General features: G+C 65.9%; 16 protein-coding genes. 2 read left to right on the top strand and 14 right to left on the bottom strand.

Features of this window, described 5'->3' with window-relative positions; all coding sequences use genetic code 11:
• Positions 1 to 122: 122 nt before the first annotated feature.
• The 4 genes from fdhE to fdnG are packed head-to-tail and all read right to left on the bottom strand — an operon-like array spanning position 123 to position 5,599.
• Positions 123 to 1,010 (bottom strand): formate dehydrogenase accessory protein FdhE, encoded by an 888-nt coding sequence (gene fdhE / locus CHB99_RS15605; protein ID WP_042128437.1) that lies wholly within the window; start codon positions 1,008 to 1,010, stop codon positions 123 to 125.
• Positions 1,007 to 1,648, bottom strand: a complete 642-nt coding sequence (locus CHB99_RS15600) for a formate dehydrogenase subunit gamma (RefSeq protein WP_042128435.1) — start codon at positions 1,646 to 1,648, stop codon at positions 1,007 to 1,009. The genes fdhE and CHB99_RS15600 overlap by 4 nt, the downstream gene beginning before the upstream one ends.
• A complete protein-coding gene (fdxH, locus tag CHB99_RS15595) occupies positions 1,645 to 2,538 on the bottom strand; it encodes a formate dehydrogenase subunit beta (protein WP_042128433.1) in 894 nt (297 codons plus the stop codon). The genes CHB99_RS15600 and fdxH overlap by 4 nt, the downstream gene beginning before the upstream one ends.
• A 10-nt stretch (positions 2,539 to 2,548) precedes the next feature.
• Positions 2,549 to 5,599, bottom strand: a complete 3,051-nt coding sequence (fdnG, locus tag CHB99_RS15590) for a formate dehydrogenase-N subunit alpha (RefSeq protein ID WP_084702894.1) — start codon at positions 5,597 to 5,599, stop codon at positions 2,549 to 2,551.
• A 303-nt stretch (positions 5,600 to 5,902) separates the two neighbouring features.
• Between fdnG and CHB99_RS15585 the strand changes: the two genes are divergently transcribed.
• Positions 5,903 to 6,250 (top strand): hypothetical protein, encoded by a 348-nt coding sequence (locus CHB99_RS15585; RefSeq protein WP_042128431.1) that lies wholly within the window; start codon positions 5,903 to 5,905, stop codon positions 6,248 to 6,250.
• A gap of 125 nt (positions 6,251 to 6,375) precedes the next feature.
• The gene (locus CHB99_RS15580; RefSeq protein WP_042128429.1) at positions 6,376 to 7,284 is read left to right on the top strand and encodes a universal stress protein; all 909 of its coding nucleotides are present in this window, start codon (positions 6,376 to 6,378) and stop codon (positions 7,282 to 7,284) included.
• A gap of 217 nt (positions 7,285 to 7,501) precedes the next feature.
• Here CHB99_RS15580 and CHB99_RS30105 read toward each other — a convergent pair whose 3' ends face one another.
• The 10 genes from CHB99_RS30105 to treZ form a co-directional block, all read right to left on the bottom strand.
• Positions 7,502 to 7,927, bottom strand: coding sequence for a hypothetical protein (locus tag CHB99_RS30105; protein WP_084702896.1), 426 nt, complete (start codon positions 7,925 to 7,927; stop codon positions 7,502 to 7,504).
• A gap of 418 nt (positions 7,928 to 8,345) precedes the next feature.
• Positions 8,346 to 9,272 (bottom strand): DUF6402 family protein, encoded by a 927-nt coding sequence (locus CHB99_RS15565; RefSeq protein WP_042128427.1) that lies wholly within the window; start codon positions 9,270 to 9,272, stop codon positions 8,346 to 8,348.
• 7 nt (positions 9,273 to 9,279) lie between these two features.
• Positions 9,280 to 9,882, bottom strand: a complete 603-nt coding sequence (locus tag CHB99_RS15560; RefSeq protein ID WP_052419523.1) for a PAAR domain-containing protein — start codon at positions 9,880 to 9,882, stop codon at positions 9,280 to 9,282.
• A 345-nt stretch (positions 9,883 to 10,227) separates the two neighbouring features.
• Positions 10,228 to 11,283 carry an autotransporter domain-containing protein gene (locus CHB99_RS15555; RefSeq protein ID WP_042128425.1) on the bottom strand — a complete coding sequence of 352 codons (1,056 nt, stop codon included), beginning with the start codon at positions 11,281 to 11,283 and terminating at the stop codon, positions 10,228 to 10,230.
• Between the two features lie 299 nt (positions 11,284 to 11,582).
• A complete protein-coding gene (locus CHB99_RS15550) occupies positions 11,583 to 12,350 on the bottom strand; it encodes an endonuclease/exonuclease/phosphatase family protein (RefSeq protein ID WP_377696962.1) in 768 nt (255 codons plus the stop codon).
• A 2-nt stretch (positions 12,351 to 12,352) separates the two neighbouring features.
• A complete protein-coding gene (gene glgX / locus CHB99_RS15545) occupies positions 12,353 to 14,515 on the bottom strand; it encodes a glycogen debranching protein GlgX (protein WP_042128421.1) in 2,163 nt (720 codons plus the stop codon).
• A gap of 95 nt (positions 14,516 to 14,610) precedes the next feature.
• The gene (locus CHB99_RS15540) at positions 14,611 to 14,889 is read right to left on the bottom strand and encodes a DUF2934 domain-containing protein (RefSeq protein WP_042128419.1); all 279 of its coding nucleotides are present in this window, start codon (positions 14,887 to 14,889) and stop codon (positions 14,611 to 14,613) included.
• A complete protein-coding gene (locus CHB99_RS15535; protein WP_042128417.1) occupies positions 14,886 to 17,678 on the bottom strand; it encodes a malto-oligosyltrehalose synthase in 2,793 nt (930 codons plus the stop codon). The genes CHB99_RS15540 and CHB99_RS15535 overlap by 4 nt, the downstream gene beginning before the upstream one ends.
• The gene (gene malQ / locus CHB99_RS15530) at positions 17,675 to 19,741 is read right to left on the bottom strand and encodes a 4-alpha-glucanotransferase (protein WP_042128415.1); all 2,067 of its coding nucleotides are present in this window, start codon (positions 19,739 to 19,741) and stop codon (positions 17,675 to 17,677) included. The genes CHB99_RS15535 and malQ overlap by 4 nt, the downstream gene beginning before the upstream one ends.
• On the bottom strand, positions 19,738 to 21,501 hold the full coding sequence (gene treZ, locus CHB99_RS15525) for a malto-oligosyltrehalose trehalohydrolase (RefSeq protein ID WP_042128413.1): 1,764 nt from the start codon (positions 21,499 to 21,501) through the stop codon (positions 19,738 to 19,740). The genes malQ and treZ overlap by 4 nt, the downstream gene beginning before the upstream one ends.
• Between the last annotated feature and the right edge of the window lie 3 nt (positions 21,502 to 21,504).

Raw genomic sequence — 21,504 nt, 5'->3', positions numbered from 1 at the left:
TTTCGCCAGCAACACCGAAAAGCTGTGTTGCTGGCGAAGCTATGTCTAGAGGAATCGTTTTCAAAAAAGTCCTCGAAGACAGTTGCTCCCACAGGGACCTGGGGCAGCCGCAAGGTTGGTGCTCAGCCTGGAAACAGAAACGGACTGACCCCACTGCGCCCAAACCCCTCCCGCTCCACCTCGGCATCCAGCCCCAGCGTCGCCAGGTCATCCGCCAGCACCTCCAGATCGCGGTCATGCTCCGGATAGAACACCTTCAGATAACTCTCGCACTCCCCGCAGCTCTCCGCCTTGACCGCCACCCGCGGCGCACCCAGCGACCAATAGTCCAGCGCCCCGGTCGCCTCGCAGTTGCTGCACTTGAGCCGGACCATATGCCAGCGGCTCTCGCACAACCCGCAGTGCAGGTAGCGCAGCCCGGCCTGGGCGCCCGTGAGAATGCTGCTGGCCACCGGCGTGCTGGCGCACACCGGGCAGTGCTGGCGACCCTCGCCATGGGCCTTGCCGGTGGCCGGCAGGTGCGCCGCCAGCTGACGGAAGTACAGCGACAACGCAGCCCAGAGAAACAGCGCCTCCGCACTGTGCACCTGATGGAAATCACCGCGCAGCAGGGCGTCGGCCTGGGCCTCCAGGCGCTCGTCGTCTTCGCCCAGCAGGTCCTCCAGCACCGGGTGTTCGATGTGCTCGCCCAGCCCGCGCAGCAAGGCCAGCCAATGGCCGTGCCGCACGTGCCGCCGGCAATCCAGCGGCGCGCCGCTGCCATCGAGCAGCGCCGGCAAGGTTTCGAGCAGGGCCGAGGGCAACGGCAGGCGCTGCAGCAGGTGTTGCTGGCTTTCCACCAGGCCGGCGACGAAATCCAGGTAATCCGTCATCGGATGCCCGACCGCCAGCACCCTCAAGCGCGCGGCGCGTTTCAGGTAATCACCCGCGCGGGACGGCAGCAGCACCGGGACGATCTCGCCCACCGCCGCCTGGCCGCCTTCCAGGGGTGTCATGCGGATACTGTTCATTCGGCTTTCCTGCTCTGTTTGCTGCTGATCTGCCGGTACCAGCGGTCATGGTGGGTCTTCGCCCAGCGATGCGAGACGTACCCGGTGACCATGCCGCGAATCGAACCCTTCACCCAGAACGCCAGGTACGCATGCCCGATCACCAGCAGGATCAGACCGATCCCGGCCAGGGCATGCACCAGCAGGCCGATACGGATCGTCGGGATGGCGAACAGCGGGGCGAAGTACGGCCGCCAGATCACCACGCCGCTGACCAGCAGCACGCTGATCAAGCCCATGATTCCCCAGAACAGCACCTTCTGCCCGGCGTTGTACTTGCCGATCCGCAGCGCCGGCTCATGCTTGCCGGCCAGCACTTGGGGCAGGTTGCGGAACCATAGGCGATCCTCCGCCTCCGGCAGGTTGTAGCGCACGAAGCGGATGAACAGGAACACCAGCAGCAGGAACACCACCACACCGAAGAACGGATGGAGGATGCGCGCCATCTGCGGGGTGCCGAACACCGCGTTGAGGCCGTTGAGCGAGGGGAAGAACCACGACAGGCCGGACAGCGCGACGCTGAAGAAGCAGATCACCATCAGCCAGTGGCTGGCGCGCTCGATGAAGCGCGTGCGCAGGATCATCTTGTCCTTGTTCATGCCGGGGTCTCCTCGTCGTGTTTCTCGTCCTCGTCCACTTCGTTGGGGCCAACGCCGACGTAGTGGAACACGGTGCCGGCGAGGGTGGCGAAGAAGGCCACCGCCGCGGCGGGCTTGAGCCAGCCTTTCCAGCCCTGCACCGCGGCGCTGATGCGCGGATCCGTGGGCAGCTTGTGGTACAGGTGCGGTTTGTCGGCGTGCTGCAGCACGTACATCACATGGGTGCCACCGACGCCCTGCGGGTCGTACAGGCCGGCGCCGGCGAAGCCGCGGCCCTTGAGCTCATGCACGCGCTCGGCGGCCAACTGCCGCATGTCGGCCTTGCCGCCGAAGTTGATCGCGCCGGTGGGGCAGGTCTTGACGCAGGCCGGCTCCTGGCCGACGGAGACGCGATCGACGCAAAGAGTACATTTGTACGCCTTGTTGTCTTTCTGGCTGATCCGCGGTACGTCGAACGGGCAACCGGCGATGCAGTAGCCGCAGCCGATGCAGTGCTCGGACTGGAAATCGACGATGCCGTTGGCGTACTGGATGATCGCCCCCGGCTGCGGGCAGGCCTTGAGGCAGCCGGGGTCGGCGCAGTGCATGCAGCCGTCCTTGCGGATCAGCCATTCGAGACGGCCGCTCTCGTTTTCCACTTCGTCGAAGCGCATCAGCGTCCAGGTGTCCGCCGTCAGGTCGGCGGGGTTGTCGTAGACGCCGACGTTGTGACCGACCTCGTCGCGCAGGTCGTTCCATTCGTTGCACGCCACCTGGCAGGCCTTGCAGCCGATGCAGATGCTCACGTCGATCAGCTTGGCCACCTCGGCCTGATGGCTGCGCGCCTGGGGCGGCGGGGTCAGGCTGCTGGTGGCCGAGCGCTTGATGATGTCCTGGGACTGGTATGACATGCGTTAGCCCTCAGACCTTTTCCACGTTGACGAGAAACGCCTTGTATTCCGGCGTGTGGGTATTGGAATCGCCGACCCCCGGGGTCAGGGTGTTGGCCAGGAAACCCTTGCGTGTCGCGCCCTCGTAGCCCCAGTGGCAGGGGATGCCGATGGTGTCGACCGGCTGGCCGTCGATGGTCAGGCGCTGGATGCGCTTGGTCACCACGGCCTTGGCCTTGATATAGCCGCGCTTGGTGCTGACCTTGACCCGGTCGCCATGCTGGATGCCCTTATCCGCCGCGAGCTTTTCGCCGATCTCGACGAACTGCTCGGGCTGGATGATCGCGTTGAGCCGCGAATGTTTGGTCCAGTGGCGGAACAGCTCGGTGATCGAGTAGGTGGTGGCGACATACGGGAACTCGTCGCGCTTGCCCATGCGCGAGCGGTCATGCTCGTACACCCGCGCGGTGGGGCTGTAGGTCACGGCCGGGTGCAGCGGATTGCTCGCCAGCGGGCTTTCCGTCGGTTCGTAGTGCTCGGGGAACGGCCCGTCGTTGAGCGCGCCCACCGAGAACAGGCGGCCGACGCCTTCCGGCAGCATGATGAACGGGCAGGTGGCGCTGCCCGGGGCGATGGTCGGGGCGAAGTCCGGCACGTCGACGCCGCTCCAGCGCGCGCCGTCCCAGGCGATCAGCTGGCGTTTCGGGTCCCATGGCCGGCCGGCCGGGTCGGCCGAGGCGCGGTTGTACAGGACGCGGCGGTTCTGCGGCCAGGCCCAGGCCCAGCCCGGCGTGTTGCCGAGGCCCACGTCGCTGTTGTCGCGACGGGCCATCTGGTTGCCCTGTTCGGTCCAGGAGCCGGCGAAGATCCAGTTGAAGCACACCGTGCTGCCGTCGTCGCGCAGCTGGCCGAAGTCATTGAGCAACTGGCCCTTGCGCAGGATCAGGTTGCCCTGGTCGTCGTGCAGGTCGGCGAGGGCGCGGCCGTTGGACTCCTTGGCCACTTCCTCGGGCTTGGGATCCAGCGGGTCGGCGTAGTCCCAGGCCATGTTGAGGATCGGCGCGGGGTTGGCGCCGCCTTCCTTTTCATACAGCTCGCGGATCTTCATGAACAGGTGGCCGAGGATCTTGCCGTCGTGCCAGGCCTCGCCGGGCGGCGCCGCCCCGGCCCAGTGCCATTGCAGCCAGCGCGAGGAGTTGACGATGGAGCCGTCTTCCTCGGCGAAGCAGGAGGAGGGCAGGCGGAACACTTCGGTCTGGATCGCCGCGGTGTCGACGTTGTGCTCTTCGCCGTGGTTCTTCCAGAAGCTGGAGGTCTCGGTGGCCAGCGGGTCGATGATCACCAGGAACTTGAGCCTGGCCAGGGCTTCCTGGGCCTTGTTCTTGTCCGGGAAGGCCGCCACCGGGTTGAAGCCCTGGGCGATGTAGCCGTTGACCTTGCCTTCGTACATGCGGTTGGTGAAGTTGATGACGTCGTAGCTGTCGTCCCACTTCGGCAGCCAGTCGAAGCCCCAGTCGTTGTCTTTCGTGGCCTTGTCGCCCCAGAAGCTCTTCATCAGGCTGACGAAGAACTTCGGCGTGTTCTTGTAGTAGTTGACCTGCTCCGGCAACAGCGCGCCCGGGGTGGTCTGCTTGAGGTAGGTGGCCAGATCGGTCTGCGCGTCGGACGGCAGGTTCATGTAGCCCGGCAGGCGCAGGGAGAGCAGGCCGAGGTCGGTGTAGCCCTGGATGTTGGAGTGGCCGCGCAGGGCGTTGACCCCACCGCCGGCCATGCCGATGTTGCCCAGCAGCAGCTGGATCATCCCCGAACCGCGGATCATCTGCGCGCCGTTGGTGTGGTGGGTCCAGCCGAGGGCGTAGAGGAAGGTCGCGGTCTTGTCCGGGGCGCTGGTCTCGCCGAGGATCGCGCAGATCTGCAGGAAGTCTTCCTGTGACGTGCCGCAGACGCTGCTGACCATCTCCGGGGTGTAGCGCGCGACGTGGGCCTTGAGCAGGTTCCACACGCAGCGCGGGTGGCTCAGGCTCAGGTCGCGTCTGGCGTGGCCGTTCTCGTCCAGCTCGTAGTTCCACGAGCTGCGGTCGTAGCTGCGCTTGCTGGCGTCGTAGCCGCTGAACAGGCCTTCGTCGAAGTGGTAGTCCTCGCGCACGATCAGGCTGGCGTTGGTGTAGGCGCGCACGTATTCGTGCTGGACTTTGTCATGGTTGATCAGCCAGTTGACCATGCCCATCAGGAAGGTCACGTCGGAGCCGGCGCGGATCGGCGCGTAGATATCCGCCACCGCGGCGCTGCGGTTGAAGCGCGGGTCGACGACGATGACCTTGGCGCCGTTGCGGATCTTCGCCTCGATCACCCACTTGAAGCCCACCGGGTGTGCCTCGGCGGGGTTGCCGCCCATGATCAGGACGACGTTGGCGTTCTTGATGTCGACCCAGTTGTTGGTCATCGCGCCGCGGCCGAAGGTCGGCGCCAGGGCCGATACCGTGGGGGCGTGGCAGACCCGTGCCTGGCTGTCGGTGCCGAGGATGCCCAGGGCGCGGGTGAAGCGCTGGTCCAGCGAGCCGGTCTCGCTGCTGGCCGCCGAGGAGCAGAGCATGCCGGTGCTGAGCCAGCGGTTGACCGTGGTGCCCTTGGCGTTCTTCTCGATGAAGTTGGCGTCGCGGTCGTCCTTCAGCAGCCGGGCGATGCGCTCGATGGCGTAGTCCCAGTTGACCCGCTGCCACTTGTCCGAGCCCGGCGCGCGGTATTCGGGGAACAGCAGGCGCTGCTCGCTGTGGATGTAGTCGACCAGGCCGGCGCCTTTCGGGCACAGCGAGCCGCGGCTGACCGGATGATCCGGGTCGCCTTCGATATGGAAGATTCGCGCCTTGGCGTTCTTCGCCCCGTCGCCGAGGCTGTACATCAGCAGGCCGCAGCCCACCGAGCAGTAGGTGCAGTTGTTGCGGGTCTCCCTGGCCCGCAGCAGCTTGTACTGGCGCGACTGGGTGGCCTGGGCCATGCCGGGGGCGAAGCCCAGGGTGGCGCAGGTCGCGGTGGCGGCGCCCACGGTGCACAGTTTGAAGAACTGTCGTCTACCCAGTCCCATGATCATCTCCTTCTCGTGGCCGAGCCCGGGCGCCGGCCGGGCGCAAGGGGGCCCGCCGGTGAAAGCGTCAGGATCGGTCAATGGTGTTCAGGCCAAAGCATGCAGGGACTACGCGGTAGCGCACTCTGCCGGCGGCTTGCGGGCGTAGTCGCGCGCAGTTTATGTCCATGTTTTTTGTGTGACTAATCGACCTTCTTGATGGCGTGATCGATGGCGTCTATTGGCACACGGAAAACAGGGTTTTCGGCGACGGGGCCGGCGGTGCTAAAGTCGCCTCCTTTTTTGCGCTCGACGAGGTGAAACATGCGTACAGGACTGGCGATCATCGCCGCGATGCTGCTGGCGGGCTGTGCCTCGTCGGTGATCAACGAGGCGCGGTCTGGCCAACCGGAGAGGATTTTCAATTCGACCAAAGAAGCACTGAAGGTCGCCGAGTGCGTGCAGTTCAGCTGGCAGGACGAGGCTGTGTTCGGCGTCGATGCCAGTGGTTATCTGGAGCGGGAACGCGACCTGATCGTGGTTTCCACCCGTGGTGCCGAGTTCTTCGCCGACATCGCCGCCGCCGGTGCCGGCAGCCAAGTGAAGTTCTACGCCAAGGCCAAGGGGCCATTGGCCCAGCGCCGTATGGCCGCCCTGGCCACCTGTCTGTGAAGCGCGGCTTATACTGAATACGCCGCCAGCGCATCCGTCGCTGGCGGCGCCGCCTTGGCCGTCCTGGTCGGGCGCGTTGATCTCCCAGGGAGGGGGCCGAGCGGACCACCTGTTGGAGGTGTCTCATGCGCCAGTATCAACGACTTTTCATGATCGCTTCGCCCAGCCTGCGGCACACCGCGGCGCTGGAGCGCGCCGTGGCGATCGCCAAGGCCACCGATGCGGCCTTGCACCTGGCGGTGTTCATCGAGGAAGGCGACCTGCTGGGGCGCATGGCCTCGGGCACGGCGTTGCGCCAGTCGATGGAACAGGAAGCCTGGACCTGGCTGCGCGACGAAGCCGCGCAACTGCGTCGTGACGGCCTGGAAGTGACCTGCGAAGTGCAGCTCAGCCGGCAGGTGATGAAGGACATGCTCGAACACGTCGAGGAGATGGAGCCGGACCTGGTGATCAAGGATGTCCACCATGAATCGGCGTTGCGCCGGGTTTTCCTCACGCCGCCGGACTGGCAGTTGCTGCGCGACTGCGCGGCGCCGCTGCACCTGGTCAGCGAGGTGCGCTGCCCGCTGCCGCGGGTGATCATCGCCGCGGTGGACACCCTGCATCCGGACAGCCAGCACACCGGGCTCAACGAGCGGGTGATCCGCGAGGCCAACGCCATGGCCATCCAGTGCGACGCCGATTTGCATCTGCTGCACGCCTGGGATGTGGCGCAGACCCGTATCGCCGACTTCGGTGCCGGGGCGGTGACCATGCCTGGTTTCAACAGCGAAGTGCGGCGCTCGGCGCAACTGGCCTTCGAGCACCTGGCCGATGCTCACGGGGTGCCGGAGGCGCACCGGCATTTCGTCAGCGGGCCGGCCAGCCATGCCATTGCCGAGTACGCGGCGCATCACCGGGCGGATGTGATCGTCATGGGCAGCAGCCAGCGCAAGGGCGCGCAGGGCTTGCTGGGCAGCACCACCGAGCATGTGCTGCAGCATCTGCCGTGCAATGTGCTGGCGGTGCGGCAGGAAACCACCGCTACCCCGTAGGAGCGAGGCTTGCCCGCGAAAGGACCGCAAAGCGGTCCCCGATGGTGGTAGGGTCTGGGACCGCTGCGCGGTCCTTTCGCAGTGGTTCGGCACACCGACAAGCCAGCTCCTACGGGGCAATGCGCATTGTGCTTACCACCTCACCCTGACCCGCGTCACTAGGCCCAATCAATTGCTCTCGTGCTGTCCTGAATGTTGAATAGGGCATTTTTACAGCTCAGTTTCTAACTGGAGCCGGTTTATCGAAAATACAGTCCGAAGCATTTGGGCCTACATAAATCATGCCTGCGTATACATTTCCGCTAACCCCCCAGTTAATCGGGCCGCTGGCTTGTTCCAAGTCGTAGATCCTGCTTTCCCCCAGAAGCTTCCCGCTACGATGGTCGTACAGTCGGTAAAATCCAGGGTATTCCCACCAAGGAAGCCATTTTGGACTGATGTCTTCGTTAGGATCCGCTTTTCTGTGGAGAGTATCGGGTAGTACCCAGAACGGTTTGAAGCTTTGCAGACGGTAGCATCCGTTGGGGCTGATTACAGGATCGCTGAGTGGGGCTGCGAGCCCTGTTTCCCACCATTCTGAGGATAGCCAGAGCCCTCCTGAGATAAGTGATGTCGCAAGAAGAACCAGGCGAGCCCTCAAGATCTTGGACCCAGGTCGGGCTTGGCACCGATACAGTCTTGGATGCTTGGGCCTACATAAGTCATTCCAACCCAAACACCTCCGCCGCGGTTCCAGTCCAAACCGCCTCCTGAAAACGCGAGATCGTAAATGACGGTCTCGCCAATAAGTTGGCCGTTGTGGTTGTCATATAAGCGAAAGAAACCGGGGGACTCCCATGCGGGAAACCATCGTACAGCACCATCTTCGTTGGGCGGGAACTCACGGTGCAGTATGTCAGGTAATAACCAAAACGGCTTGAAAACCCGGATAGTAGAGCAACCATTCGGGCTTGTTACGGATTGGTCCATCGGAGAAGCGAGGCCCTTTTCCCACCATTCGGAAGCGAGCCAAAGCCCGAGTATTGCGCCGATCCCCAGAAACAAAAACTTCGAGAACGGTTTCAAGGCGCTTCACCCAGATCAATGATCTTGTCAACTTTCTTCCAGAGTACATCAGAGTAGAGAACGTAGTCGCCACCCATTCCAACTTGTTCTCTGTAATTTCTGAAATCACTATTCTGAATGAGCGCGAATTCGTCGGTTGCCCACTTGTAGATCGATTGTCCGCTTGGAAGGGACGATCGAAGCATTTCCTTTTTTGATAGAACGCGATTTTCTGTCCAGATTCCTAAAAATTGGGGGCCATTGAAATCATAGTGGTCTCGAATGTAAAAGCCGATATGCTCGACCTGAAAGTAATTTCGTAGTTTCTGGGTGTCTGGTGCAATCTTGCTGAACGTAGTTCCTGCGACACCAATTTTTAGCGTTGCTATGCCCAGAGCTCCATACATATCGTCGAGCGTGTCGGTGTTGGTGCCAAGTGTCACGAAGTTGATTTGGGACGAAGCGTCTATCTCCCGCGCGGAAAATGTTGGGCATCCCAACTTCACCGTGCCGCTATTCTTCCAGCCGACTTTCTGCAGCAGGGTCTTCAGTCGGACGATAGCGTTTGGTGTAGTGAGAGCCAATTCAGCTTTACTGACCGCTATTTGGCACCGTTCAAAGCCCATCGCCCAGCTCATCTTTACGAGATTTTCGTCGCACTGCGCTTGTGCCAGCACCATCGGCGACGGTTGACCATAGTCTGATTTCCACGACTCCGGCATTTCCCACCCCGGACTATCAAACCACCGCTGCATCAACGCCGCCGACGTATGCCACCCCATCCTCCGCATCGCCACCGGCAGCTTGGTCAACGGCAGCGCATTGATCACGATCTGCTTCGGCCTGTGCTGCCCGCCAGGCGAGGTATCGAACGTGGCGCCTTCCAGCAGAAACAGGGCATCGGGCCCCAGCGCGGTGGTTTGTTGGAAATCTTTCAAGGACATGGGGCAGTTACTCCAGAACTGGCGAGGGCGCGGAGGTGGCGACTTGCGCGCTGATGGGATCGGGGCTGGTGCCGATGTTGCTGAAGCCTTCCTCGTTGAGGTGGTTTTCGCCGATCCGCTCGCCGTCCAGCAGCAGGAGATAGGTGTGCAATCCACACGGCATGTAGCGTTGGTTGACGAGCTGGAAGCAGCCGCTGCAGCCTTCGAACTCCGGTGTGGCCGCGACCGGATCAAGCGCAGCCCGGGTGGCGCTGGGAGCAGCGCTTGCGGGTTGACGAGGAGTGGGCAGGGGGGTTGATCGTACCGATGCAGGCATTGCCGTGCTGCGCGGCACTTGCTTCACATAGGTGGAGTGGGTCCAGGAGTGATACAGGCTGGCCTTGCACGGGCATCCACTGACGCTGTCCAGGGTGCCTGCAACCGGGATTTCGGAACTGGTGATATAGGACACGCCACCCTGGATCCGATAGGTCAGGCCCGTGACCCCACAGGTGACGCTGTCGCCCTCGCGGGCATGCTGGATGCCCATCATCGTGATCAGGCTGTCGGATCCGGTGACCACGCCACCGCAACTGGTCTTGTCGCCTCGACGTATGAAAAATCCATCCATCAATGCACTTCCTCTCGGCTGGGTAATCGAGTCGTACTCGAAGACGGGTGATGGCCTGCGATGACCTTCCTGTGTTCTGAAGGCATGCAGGCCGAGCGGCCAGAGGATGGGCGGGATAGTGGGTGAGGTATGTAGGATTTGTCTGGATGATTGGGTGGAAAGGTCTTTGTCTTTCCGACGCGTCGTCATTCGGAGGGCTTGAACATGTCCGTAGGGGCGAGGCTTGTCGTGTGACTAACCACCGCGAAAGGACCGCACAGCGGTCCCCGATGGCGGTAGGGTCTGGGACCGCTACGCGGTCCTTTCGCAGGCAAGCCAGCTCCTACGGAGTAATGCGCATTTTGCTTACCACCTCACCCTGACCCCAAGATTGCCGATCAACCCGTTCAGATCATTGTCATCCACATCGCTGCTGTAATCGGCGCTGACGAACAGCGCCACCTTCGGCGTGACCCGCGCCACCAGGCCCAGGCCCAGTTCCACGGTGGCGGCGTTGCGCCCGCTGCTGATCTTGTCGACCTTGTCCAGGCTCACCGTGTCGGCGTTGGAGAAGTCGTACCAGACGTTGGTCCGCACATAGGGCTCGATGGGCATGCCGCTCACCACATAGTGCCCGGACAGTTTCGCCCCGACCCGACCACTCCAGCTCGGCTGGCCATCGTAGGCCTGCAGGGCCTCGGCCTGGGCCTGGCTGGCGGCGAAGTACTGCTGGTTGACCAACTGCGCCTGCGGCTCGATCACCCAGTTCTTGCCCAGACCGATGGGAAAACCACCCTCCACCGAGAAGGTCAGCGCATGCCCGTCGCCGTCGATCCGCTCGCCCGCGTCATTGCGCCCGCTGGCGTCGAAGCGCGTGCCCATGGCCACCGCGTCCACGTGCCAACCCTGTTCATGACGCATGCTCCAGTACATGCCGACGCTTTCGCCCTGCAGGCGCACGTTGTTGCTCTTCTCGCCGAGCTGCGGCCGCTTGCCGTCGAAACCACTCTGCAGATCGCTGTGCCCGACGAAGATCCCCGCCCGATGCACACTGCCCCCCGCCGTCTCGCGGACGAACAGGTCCGGACTCATGCGCAGGTCGTTGCCCGGCGCCTCCAGGTGCACCGCCGCCGCCGGCCGCGCCGCGCTGGGGAAGAACTGCGCCCACTGGCTCTGCAGCAGGTCCGGCTCGGGCAGCAGGTCACGCTGCGCGCGTTGCTCGGAGAAGGCGCCGAGGGTCTCGCGGCCGAGGCCGCTGATGCTTGCGGGTTGCAGGGTAAGGGTCGGCACAGCTAACGCCGGAAACGGGTCTTGATCGTCGAGATCGAGTGCTTGCGATTCCACCGGGGTTGCCAGGAGCAGCGACGTGGAAACCGCGAAGAAAAACGACTCAAAGCCCGAAGGGTTCGACGGTTTTTTCATGGCGGATCTCCTCAATGAAACAGCCAGGGTTCTGGCCTGATGTCACGGCTCGAGGAGGGGCGACCCAAACCAGCAAGCGAACCCCGTCCCGCGCGAAAACGCGCGAGCTAGACGCTCGGATTGAGTGCTGAACGGGTGTCGCTACGGTGAAGTCAAGGAGATCGGAAGGGGGGCGTCAAGATTGTGTGATAGGTCTGTGATGGATTCGTCTTGGCAGGCAACTCACTGAAAAACCACATGAATCCTTAAGTCATAGAGGGACTGGCGATTTAACCCGTCAGCGCTATTTCGAATCATTGCTACAGATGCACTTCCACCGCCAGCGGCAGATGATCGGAGAGGTGTGTCCACGGCTTGCTGCCGAGGATGCGCGGCGCATGGCTGCGGGCATTGCGCAGGTACACGCGGTCCAGGCGCAGCAGCGGCAGACGGGCCGGATAGGTGCGCGCGAGCAGGCCATGGTGGCGCTCGAAGGCTTCGTGCAGATCGGGGTGCTGATGCAGCAGGCGGTTGCCGCGCAGCTTCCAGTCGTTGAAGTCGCCGGCGATGATCACCGGGGCGTGGCTCGGCAGGCTGTCGAGCAGGCGCCGCAGCAGGCCGAGCTGGCGCTGGCGATGGCTTTCCAGCAGGGACAGGTGCACGCAGATGGCATGTACCTCGCTCTGCCCCGGTACCTCCAGCACGCAGTGCAGCAGGCCGCGGCGCTCGGGACCGGTGATCGACACGTCGAGGTTGCGGTATTGCGCGATGGGGTAGCGCGAGAGCAGGGCATTGCCATGGTCGCCTTCGGGGTAGACCGCATTGCGCCCGTAGGCGAAGTCGGTCCACATGCTGTCGGCGAGGAATTCGTACTGCGACACCTGCGGCCAGTCGAGGTGCCGGGCCGCGTGGCGCTCGTGGCTGCCGAGGACTTCCTGGAGAAACACCAGGTCGGCGGCGGTGCTGCGCACCGCTTCGCGCAGCTCCGGCAGGATGAAACGGCGGTTCAGCGCGGTGAAGCCCTTGTGGGTGTTGATGGTCAGCACCTTGAGGGCCTTGACCGCCTGCGCCGCCGGTCGTGGTGTCACGTTCACGTCGCCTCCTCGTCGCGTTGCAGTTCGAGCAGCACCAGACTGCGCCCGGTCACCTCGTACGGGCTGCCGAATTCCAGCTTGCGCGACTTGCGCCGTTGCGGCTGGTCGGTGTCGAGCAGGCAGCTCCAGTATTCGCCCTGTGGCACGTGCGGCAGGCTGAAGGGCAGGTTGTCGTGGTGCCCATTGACGATCAGCAGCAGGGTGGCATCGGCGCCGGGCTTGCGGATGCCGGTGACCTGCGCGCGACCGTCCATCAACATGCCCAGGCAGCGCCCCTGGGTGTCCTGCCACTGCTCCACGGTCATTTCGCTGCCATCCGGCGCCAGCCAGGTGACGTCCTTGACGCCGATCGCCTCATTGTAGTCGCCGACCAGGAAGCGGGCGCGGCGCAGGATCGGGTAGCTCTGGCGCAGGCGGGTCAGGCGCTTGACGAAGGCCAGCAGGGCCTTGCCGTCCTCGTCCAGCTCCCAGTTGACCCAGCCGATCTCGCTGTCCTGGCAGTAGGCGTTGTTGTTGCCGTGCTGGGTGCGACTGAACTCGTCGCCGGCGACGATCATCGGCGTGCCCTGGGCCAGCAGCAGGGTGGCGAACAGGTTGCGCATCTGGCGCAGGCGCAGGGCGTTGATCCGTGGATCGTCCGTCGGTCCCTCGACACCGTGGTTCCACGACAGGTTGTTGTTGCTGCCGTCCTGGTTGTTCTCGTCGTTGTCCTCGTTGTGCTTGTCGTTGTACGACACCAGGTCGCGCAGGGTGAAACCGTCGTGGGCGGTGATGAAGTTGACCGAGGCATAGGGTCGCCGGCCGCGGCGATTGAACAGCTCGCCGGAGGCGGTCAGACGCGCGGCGAAGTCGGCCAGCTGGCCTTCGTCGCCTTTCCAGAAGGCCCGCGCGGTGTCGCGGAAACGGTCGTTCCATTCAGCCCAGCCGGGGGCGAAGTTGCCCACCTGGTAGCCACCGGGACCGCAGTCCCAGGGCTCGGCGATCAGCTTGACCTGGCGCAGCAGCGGGTCCTGGCGGCAGGCGACGAGAAAGCTGTGGCGCTCGTCGAAACCCTCGTGATAGCGGCCGAGGATGGTCGCCAGGTCGAAGCGGAAACCGTCCACATGCATCTCGCCGGCCCAGTAGCGCAGCGAGTCGGTGACCAGTTGCAGCACGCACGGGTGGCTGAGGTCGAGGGTATTGCCGGTCCCCGAATCGTTGATGTAGTAGCGCTTGTCGTCGGGCATCAGGCGGTAGTACGAGGCGTTGTCGATGCCGCGCATGGACAGGGTCGGGCCCAGTTCGTTGCCCTCGGCGGTGTGGTTGTAGACCACGTCGAGGATTACTTCCAGGCCGGCGTCGTGCAGGTGCGCGACCATCTCCTTGAACTCGGCGATCTTGCCCTTGGCCAGGTAGCGCGGGTGGGGGGCGAAGAAGGCGATGCTGTTGTAGCCCCAGTAGTTGTTCAGGCCCTTCTGCAGCAGGTGCTGGTCGTTGACGAAGGCGTGGATCGGCAGCAGCTCGATGGCGGTCACGCCGAGGTCCTTGATATGCCCCAGCAGTTCATCGTTCATCAGCCCGGCGAAGGTGCCGCGGGCGGCGTCGGCGACGGCCGGGTGGCGCATGCTGATGCCGCGCACATGGGCTTCGTAGACGATGGTCTTTTCCCAGGGCGTGGCCACCCGGCGGTCGCGGCCCCAGGTATAGGCGGGGTCGATCACCTTGCACTTGGGCACGAAGGGCGCGCTGTCGCGCTCGTCGAAGCTGAGGTCGCCGTCGGCGTGGCCGATGGTGTAGCCGAACAGCGCTTCGGACCACTTCAGGCTGCCCACCAGTTGCTTGGCGTAGGGGTCGATCAGCAACTTGTTGGGGTTGAAGCGATGGCCGTTGCGCGGCTCGTAAGGGCCGTGCACCCGGTAGCCATAGATCAGCCCGGGATGGGCGTCGGGCAGGTAGCCGTGGAAGATCTCGTCGGTGTACTCGGGCAGTTCGATGCGCTCGATCTCGGTCTCGCCGCTGGCGTCGAACAGGCACAGTTCGACCTTGCTGGCGTTGGCCGAGAACAGCGCGAAGTTGACGCCCAGGCCATCCCAGGTGGCGCCGAGGGGGAAGGGCAGGCCCTCACGGATGCGCGACGGTTGGTGGTGTACGGGGGCGGAGGGGTCTTTGCTACGGCTCATGGGTCACCTGGAAAGCGCGATTCTGGGGAACAGTGGGCCAGCGCGGCGGCCTTGCGGCTGCCACGGCTGGCGGATTCATCAGGGCTGACGCGATCTCAGATCGCGGCGGGTTTCTTCGGCGCGCGGGGTTTCTTCGCCGCTGTGGCCGGCTTGGCGGCCGCGGGCTTGCTGCCCAGGGTCGGCGCCGCCTCGGTCTTCGGCTTGGCCGACGCCGTGCGCGGTTTGCGCGGGGTGCTGGCCTTGGGCGCGAGGGATTCGGCTTCGGCCAGCTTGCGCGCCATGTCCCAGTGACGTGATTCCTGGCCCTCCGGTTTGCCTTCCGATTCCCAAATCTGATACGCGAATTCGCGAATGCGTTTTTCCTCGACACTCATGGGTACGCTCCTGAAGATTCGATGTGATCAATGAAAAGATTCACGGGAAACGCCTGCAGCGCGCTGTTCAGCCAAAGCTCTCTGTTGCTTGTGACTGCGCGCTGGTCGAAAAGTCCCGTGCAGTTCGCGGGGGAGACGGCGAACGGCAGCAGCACCCGCGTATCGCCCCAGTTCTGCGCCGGGATCAGCGGTTGCGCCGCGCCGCCGAGCAGGGGGCAGGCAAGTCGGGGCACGATGACCACGGCACGCTGCTCGTCGTTGACCCGGGCGAAGGCCAGGACCCGCTCGGCATGCTCGCCTTGCACGTCCAGCGGCAGGTAGGCGCCGCGCCGGAACAGTTCGGCGAAGCGCTGGCGCCGCTCCAGCACCTGGGCGATCAGCGCCTGCTTGAGGCGCCCGTCGCGCCAGCCGGCGAGTAGGCTGGCGGGCGCCTGGCTGTCATCCAGGGCCTGGCGGCGCGCGGCGAAATCCACCGGGCGGCGGTTGTCCGGGTCGACCAGGCTGAAGTCCCAGAACTCGCTGCCCTGGTACAGGTCGGGGAGGCCCGGGACGGTCATGCGCAACAGGGTCTGCGCCAGGCTGTTCAGCGCGCCGGGGCAGGCCAGGGCGTTGGCGGCCTGGGCAATGGAGCGGCGCAGTTGCTGGCATTGCCCGTCCAGCAGGAGGGTATCGAGGAACGCCGCGCAGGCCTCCTCGTAGGCGCCGTTGGGCGCGCTCCAGCTGCTGCGCAGCTTGGCTTCGCGCAGGGCCTTGAGCTGCCACTGGCGCAGGCGCTCGGCATAGGCGCGCAGGGCCAGCGGATCGTCCGCGTCGAGGTCCAATGGCCAGCTGCCGAGCAGGGTCTGGTAGAGCAGCAGTTCGTCGCCGGCGGAGGGGGCCGGGCCGTCGCTCAGGTTCTGGCGCAGCGGCTCGGCCAGTTCGCGCCAGTGCTCGACGCGGCTGGCGTACCAGTCGGCGCGCTCGCTGAGCACCGCCAGGCGTGCGCGCAGGTCCTCGCCGCGCTTGTGGTCGTGGGTGGCGGTGGCCAGCAGGTTGTCGGGAAAGTCGCGCAGGCGCTGCTCGCAGTGCGCGTGGAAATCTTGCGGCGGTGCGCTGAAACGCTCGGCGTCGAACCCGACATCGTTGCGCGACAGCAGTACCGCCGAACGATAGAGCGCAGTGTCTTCCACGGCCTTCGCCGCGGTGGGCGCGGTCAGTTGCTGGAAGCGCACGCAGGCATGGCGCAGTTGCTTGCGCGGACGTCCGGGTGGCAGGCGCCGCCAGGCGTCGCCGCCGAGCCAGCGCTGCAAGTGTTCGAGGACTCCGGCATCGATCTCGCCGAGGCTGGCGCGGGCCTGCTCCAGGGCCTGCTGGAAGAACCCCTCGTCCTGCGCCGGCCGGCCGCAGGCGTTGATATAGGTGCGGTACACCGGGTAGTGCTCGACCAGCGCCTGCAGCCCACGGCGAATCGCGCCGAGGGTCAGGTCGCGGCTCATCACGTCGTTGCGCGCCACCTGCAGCAGGGCCTGGGCCACCGATTCGAAATCCCCGGCCAGGCTGCCCTGCAGCACCAGTTGCCGGGCCTGGCGCACTTCGTCGGCGAACGCCGGGCGCTCGCTCGTCTCGTACCACAGCGCGGCCAGTTGCGCCTCGCCGGCGGGATCGTGCTGCAGCAGGGACACCTGGTTCATGAATTCGTAGCCGGTGCTGCCGTCCACCTGCCAGTCAAGGTGCAGGCCTTCGCCGGCGCCGAGGATCTTCTCGACGTAGATCGGCAGGTGCTCCAGCGCCGCGCCCAGCGGACGTTGCGCCAGCAGCGCGGTGGTGCGCCGGCGCAGCTTGCGGCAGTAGCCGCGCGGGTCGGCGAGGCCGTCGATATGGTCGATGCGCAGGCCGTCCACCAGGCCGCGGCCGATCAGCTCGAACAGCTTGCCGTGGGTGGCTTCGAACACCGCCGGGCGCTCCACCCGCAGGCCGCCCAGTTCGTTGACGTCGAAGAAGCGCCGCCAGTTGATGTCGTCCGCCGCCGTGCGCCAGCTGGCCAGGCGGTAGGGCTGGCGCTCCAGCAGCGCGTGCAGGCGCGCGAAGCCTTCTGGATGGCGCGAGTTGAAGCCTTCCAGCAGGCGTTCGATGTCCACCGCGTGCTGGGCATGCCGGGCGAAGGCGACGAGTTCGCGCTGCAGGGCAGCGGCGGCTTCGTCATCGTTCAGCGCGGCGAAGCGTCCGGCCAGGTCGCGCAGGTCGGCGAGCTGGCTGGCGGCGAGGATCAGCGCGTAGTCCGGCGGGCTGATGGGGAAACGATGGTCGTGGTGATGGATGAGGAACTGTCCGCTGTGGGCGTCGAAGCGCAAGGGCGCCTCGCCGGCCTGCAGCACCTTGCCGTAGTCGTCGGCGAGGAACGGCAGGAGCAACTGGCCTTCCAGCAGCGGATCCGGTGAGTGCCACTGGATATCGAAGAACTCGGCGTAGCGGCTGCGCCGGCCCCAGGCCAGCAGGTCCTGCCACCAGCGGTTGTGCTCGCCGCCCACCGCCATGTGGTTGGAAACGATGTCCAGGAGCAGGCCCATGCCGTGCTGGCGCAGGGCCGCGACCAGGCGTTCGAGGGCCGCCTCGCCGCCCAGCTCCGGGTTGACCCGGGTCGGGTCGACCACGTCGTAGCCGTGCATCGAGCCGGGGCGCGCCTGCAGCAGCGGCGAGGCGTAGACATGGCTGATGCCGAGGCGGGCGAAGTAGGGCACCAGGGGCACCGCGTCGTCGAGGCTGAAACCGGCGTGGAACTGCAGGCGCAGGGTCGCGCTCAGGGCTTTCATCGGTCGCGCTCCCAGGCCTGCTCGCGGGCTTGCGCCAGCAGCTCCAGGCGCCGCGCGGCGTCGCTGTCGTCGAGCAGTTCGCGTACCGGGGCGGCGAAGCGTCGGCGCCAGTTCGGATGGCCGTCGATGGTCCCCGGCAGGTTGGGTTGTTCGTCCACTCCCAGCAGGTCTTCCAGCGGCAGCAGCACCAGCGGCGCGCGGGTGTGGCCGAGCAGGCGCACGCTGGCGTCGATCAGCGCGTCGGGATCGGGCAGGGGCGTGTGGTAGTTGCTTTCCAGCAGTTGGCGCAGGCCCTTGATTTCGTTCTGGCGGGTCTCGCGCCAGTCGCGTTCGACGATGGCGTCGATCAACTGCAGGCGCTGGTTCCAGTCGATGTCCCGCGCGGCCAGCCAGCCTGCCAGCGGAGGCAGGTCGTGGGTGCTGGTGGTGGCCAGGGCGTTGTCCGGCCAGTCGAGGATCGGCTTGAAATGCCCGTGCGGATCCTGTTCGAACAGCAGCACGCGCATGCCGAGGATGCCCCGCGCCGCGAGCTTGTCGCGCAGGCCCTCGGGCACGGTGCCGAGGTCTTCGCCGAGGATGATCGCGCGGTGACGATGGGACTCCAGGGCCAGCAGGCGCAGCAGGTCGTCCAGTGGATAGTGCAGGTAGGCGCCGTCGGGCGCGGCGGCACCGGCGGGGATCAGCCACAGGCGCTGCAGGCCCATGACATGGTCGATGCGCAGGCCGCCGGCATGCGCCAGGTTGGCCCGCAGCATCTCGATGAAGGCACGGAAACCGTTGCGCTTGAGGCCCTGGGGCGAGAAGGCGCTGATGCCCCAGTTCTGCCCGGCGCGGTTGAGGATGTCCGGCGGCGCGCCGACATGCACGTCGGCCAGCAGTTCGTCCTGGCGGCTCCAGGCCTGGCTGCCGGCGCCGTCGGCGCCCACCGCGAGGTCGGCGATCAGGCCCACGGCCATACCCTGGCCGCGTGCCGCCTGTTGCACGCGCTGCAGGCTGCGTGCCGCCAGCCACTGGCAGAAGGCGTAGTACTCGATGGCGGCCGGGTAGTTGTCGGCGAACTGCGCCACCTCGACGCTGCGCGGGTCGCGCCAGCCATCGAACCAGCGCCGCCAGTCGGCGCCGACGCCATGGCTGGCGGCGGCGTCGAGCAAGGCTTCGTAGCGGCAGTGATCCTCCAGGGCCTGGCCGCCGGCCTTGCGGAAGCTGAGGAAGTCTTCCCGCTGCGGATGTTCGCCGCGGCTGAAGTCGCGGTACAGCGCGCGCAGCAGTTTCTGCTTGGCCGTGGCGGCCTGCGGCCAGTCGATCAGTGGCAACTGCTCCAGCGCCGCGAACGGCAGACCCAGCGCTTCCCGGGCCACGCGCACGGCGCGTTCGCCGAGGAGGATTTCCGGGCTGGCGTAGAGGGCGTTGAAAAACACCCGGCTGGACGGCGAGTAGGGGCTGAAGGTCTGGCTGTCGTTGGCGAACATCGCATGCATCGGGCTGATCGCCAGGGCGTCGGCGCCGCGTTCGGCGGCAGCGCGGGCCAGGGTTTCCAGGGCCAGGCAGTCGCCGAAGCCGCCATCGCCGGGGCGGCGCAGGCTGTACAGCTGCGCGGCGATGCCCCAGCCGCGCGGCGTGGCCTGGTTCCGCGCGTCGCTCAGGGTGTAGCAGCGCAGGGGGGCCACCGCCACGCTGAAGTCCTGCTCGTCGATGCGCAAGCGGTGGTAGCCGCTGGGCAGGCCGGCGGGCAGGGCGCCGCCGCGGTCCAGGCGCAGGGCCTGTTCGCTGCCGTCTTCGAGCTGGACGTGACACAGGCTGCCGCCGTCGAACCAGCGCGACAGGTCGAGGGTGGCGCCGATGTCCACGGTGAGCAGCGGCGGCAGATGCTGTTGGTCCTCGGCTTCCTCCAGCCGCTCCAGGCTGAGCTCGATGCTGTCCAGGTCATCGGCGGGATGACCGAGTGCGCCGAGGATGCGTCGCAGGTTGCTGTCGCTGACCTGCTGCGCGCGGCCGTTGGCGTCGATCCAGTCCACCGCGACGCCAGCGCGTCGGGCCAGGTAATGCAGGTGCAGGTCACTCATGGGGCAGGCTCCGCCGCGCGGGTTGGACTCAGGCTGACCAGGGCGCTGTACGGGTGCAGCGTGCCGGGTTGTTGCACTGCTTCAGTGCAGTAAAACAGCGTTCGATGACTGTCCGGCAGCGGCGAGTGCACCGCTGCCGCGCCGAGGTTGAGATCGATGCGCAGCTCGCTGTCATCGCCCAGGCGCCAGCGCGCGCTGACCGCCTTGTCGCCGATGACTTCGGCACCGAGGGCGCGGCTGCCGTCCAGGCGCGGAACGATGTGTTCGCGGCGCAGTTGCAGGAGCTGCCGGTAGAACGCCTCGTGCCTGGCGCTATGGGCGTTGCGCCCTGGCCGCGAGTCGAGAAAGCTGTGCAGGGCGTTGGGGTCGGGGATGCGTTCGCGCTGCCGCGCATCGGCGAAGGCGGCGAAGCCCCTGAACTCGGCGCGGCGGCCTTCGCGCACGGCATCGGCGAGGGCGTCGTGGTGGTCGGTGAAGAACAGGAAGGGCTGCTCGCAGGCCCATTCGTCAGCCATGAACAGCAGCGGGATCATCGGTGCCAGCAGCACCAGGGTGGTCGCCGCGCGCAGGGCCTGGGGCGAGCAGAGCCGCGGCAGGCGTTCGCCGAAGGCGCGGTTGCCGGTCTGGTCGTGGTTCTGCAGGAACAGCACGAAGGCGCTGGGCGGCAGGTGCGCGCTGGGCTCGCCGCGCGCTGTACCGAGGTGGCTGGTCTCGCCCTGGTAGACGAAGCCCTCGCCCAGGCAGCGGGCCAGGCGCGCCGCGGGTTGCTGGAAGTCGGCGTAATAGCCTTCGCGCTCGTCGGTGAGCATGACGTGCAGGGTGTTGTGGCCGTCGTCGTTCCATTGCCCGTCGAACGCCTGTTCCAGCAGGTGCGCCTGGTTGGCCTCGTTCTCCAGGACCAGCCAGCAGTGACGGTGCTCGGCGCAGTGCTGGCGCACGGCGCTGGACAGTGCACGGAGAAAGCCCGGGTCGTCGATGGCGTGCACCGCATCCAGGCGCAGGCCGTCGAAGCGGTAGTCGCTGAGCCACATCAGGGCATTCTCGATGAAGAAGTCACGGACCTCGGCGCGACGAAAGTCGATGGCGGCGCCCCAGGGCGTCTGCCGGTCCTCGCGAAAGAAGCCCCGGGCATAGTGGTGCAGGTAGTTGCCGTCCGGGCCGAAGTGGTTGTAGACCACGTCGAGCAGGACCATCAGGCCGAGGTCGTGAGCCCGGTCGATCAGCGCCATCAGCGCTTCCGGCGTGCCGTAGCTGTGCTGCGGGGCGAAGGGCAGGACGCCGTCATAGCCCCAGTTGCGCTCGCCGGGAAACTGGTTGATCGGCATCAGTTCGATGGCGGTGATGCCCAGCTCCGCCAGGCGCGGCAGCTCGGCCATGACCCCGGCATAGCCACCGAGCAGGCCGACATGCAGCTCCTGGATCACCGCCTCGCGCCAGGGCCGCCCGCGCCATGAGTCGTTGCGCCAGGGGTAGCGCTGCGGCGCGCGCACCTGGCTGGGGCCGTGCACGCCCTGGGGCTGGAAGCGCGAGGCGGGGTCCGGCACCGACAGCTCGCCATCGATGCGGTAGCGATACAGGGCGCCGAGCGGGCAGCGCCGGTTGAGACGGAACCAGCCGTCGGCCTCGGGGGCCATGGCGAAGCTGGCGCCGTCCAGTTCGAGTTCGACGCCGCGGGCATCCGGCGCCCACAGGGCGAAGCGGGTGCGCTGGCCATCCTCGACCAGCGCCCCGTGGCTGAAACGCAGGGGCAGTGCCGCCATGGC

Origin of the sequence: Pseudomonas japonica (genome assembly GCF_900188455.1) — a bacterium.
Taxonomy (GTDB): Bacteria; Pseudomonadota; Gammaproteobacteria; order Pseudomonadales; family Pseudomonadaceae; genus Aquipseudomonas; species Aquipseudomonas japonica.
Note: the sequence above shows the minus strand (reverse complement) of the source record. Positions and strands in the feature narration are given on the sequence as shown.

Coding starts and splice junctions, on each gene's coding strand:
- fdhE (WP_042128437.1), bottom strand. CDS start 1,010: ATGAACAGTATCCGCATGACACCCCTGGAAGGCGGCCAGGCGGCGGTG.
- CHB99_RS15600 (WP_042128435.1), bottom strand. CDS start 1,648: ATGAACAAGGACAAGATGATCCTGCGCACGCGCTTCATCGAGCGCGCC.
- fdxH (WP_042128433.1), bottom strand. CDS start 2,538: ATGTCATACCAGTCCCAGGACATCATCAAGCGCTCGGCCACCAGCAGC.
- fdnG (WP_084702894.1), bottom strand. CDS start 5,599: ATGGGACTGGGTAGACGACAGTTCTTCAAACTGTGCACCGTGGGCGCC.
- CHB99_RS15585 (WP_042128431.1), top strand. CDS start 5,903: ATGCGTACAGGACTGGCGATCATCGCCGCGATGCTGCTGGCGGGCTGT.
- CHB99_RS15580 (WP_042128429.1), top strand. CDS start 6,376: ATGCGCCAGTATCAACGACTTTTCATGATCGCTTCGCCCAGCCTGCGG.
- CHB99_RS15565 (WP_042128427.1), bottom strand. CDS start 9,272: ATGTCCTTGAAAGATTTCCAACAAACCACCGCGCTGGGGCCCGATGCC.
- CHB99_RS15560 (WP_052419523.1), bottom strand. CDS start 9,882: ATGGATGGATTTTTCATACGTCGAGGCGACAAGACCAGTTGCGGTGGC.
- CHB99_RS15555 (WP_042128425.1), bottom strand. CDS start 11,283: ATGAAAAAACCGTCGAACCCTTCGGGCTTTGAGTCGTTTTTCTTCGCG.
- glgX (WP_042128421.1), bottom strand. CDS start 14,515: ATGAGCCGTAGCAAAGACCCCTCCGCCCCCGTACACCACCAACCGTCG.
- CHB99_RS15540 (WP_042128419.1), bottom strand. CDS start 14,889: ATGAGTGTCGAGGAAAAACGCATTCGCGAATTCGCGTATCAGATTTGG.
- CHB99_RS15535 (WP_042128417.1), bottom strand. CDS start 17,678: ATGAAAGCCCTGAGCGCGACCCTGCGCCTGCAGTTCCACGCCGGTTTC.
- malQ (WP_042128415.1), bottom strand. CDS start 19,741: ATGAGTGACCTGCACCTGCATTACCTGGCCCGACGCGCTGGCGTCGCG.
- treZ (WP_042128413.1), bottom strand. CDS start 21,501: ATGGCGGCACTGCCCCTGCGTTTCAGCCACGGGGCGCTGGTCGAGGAT.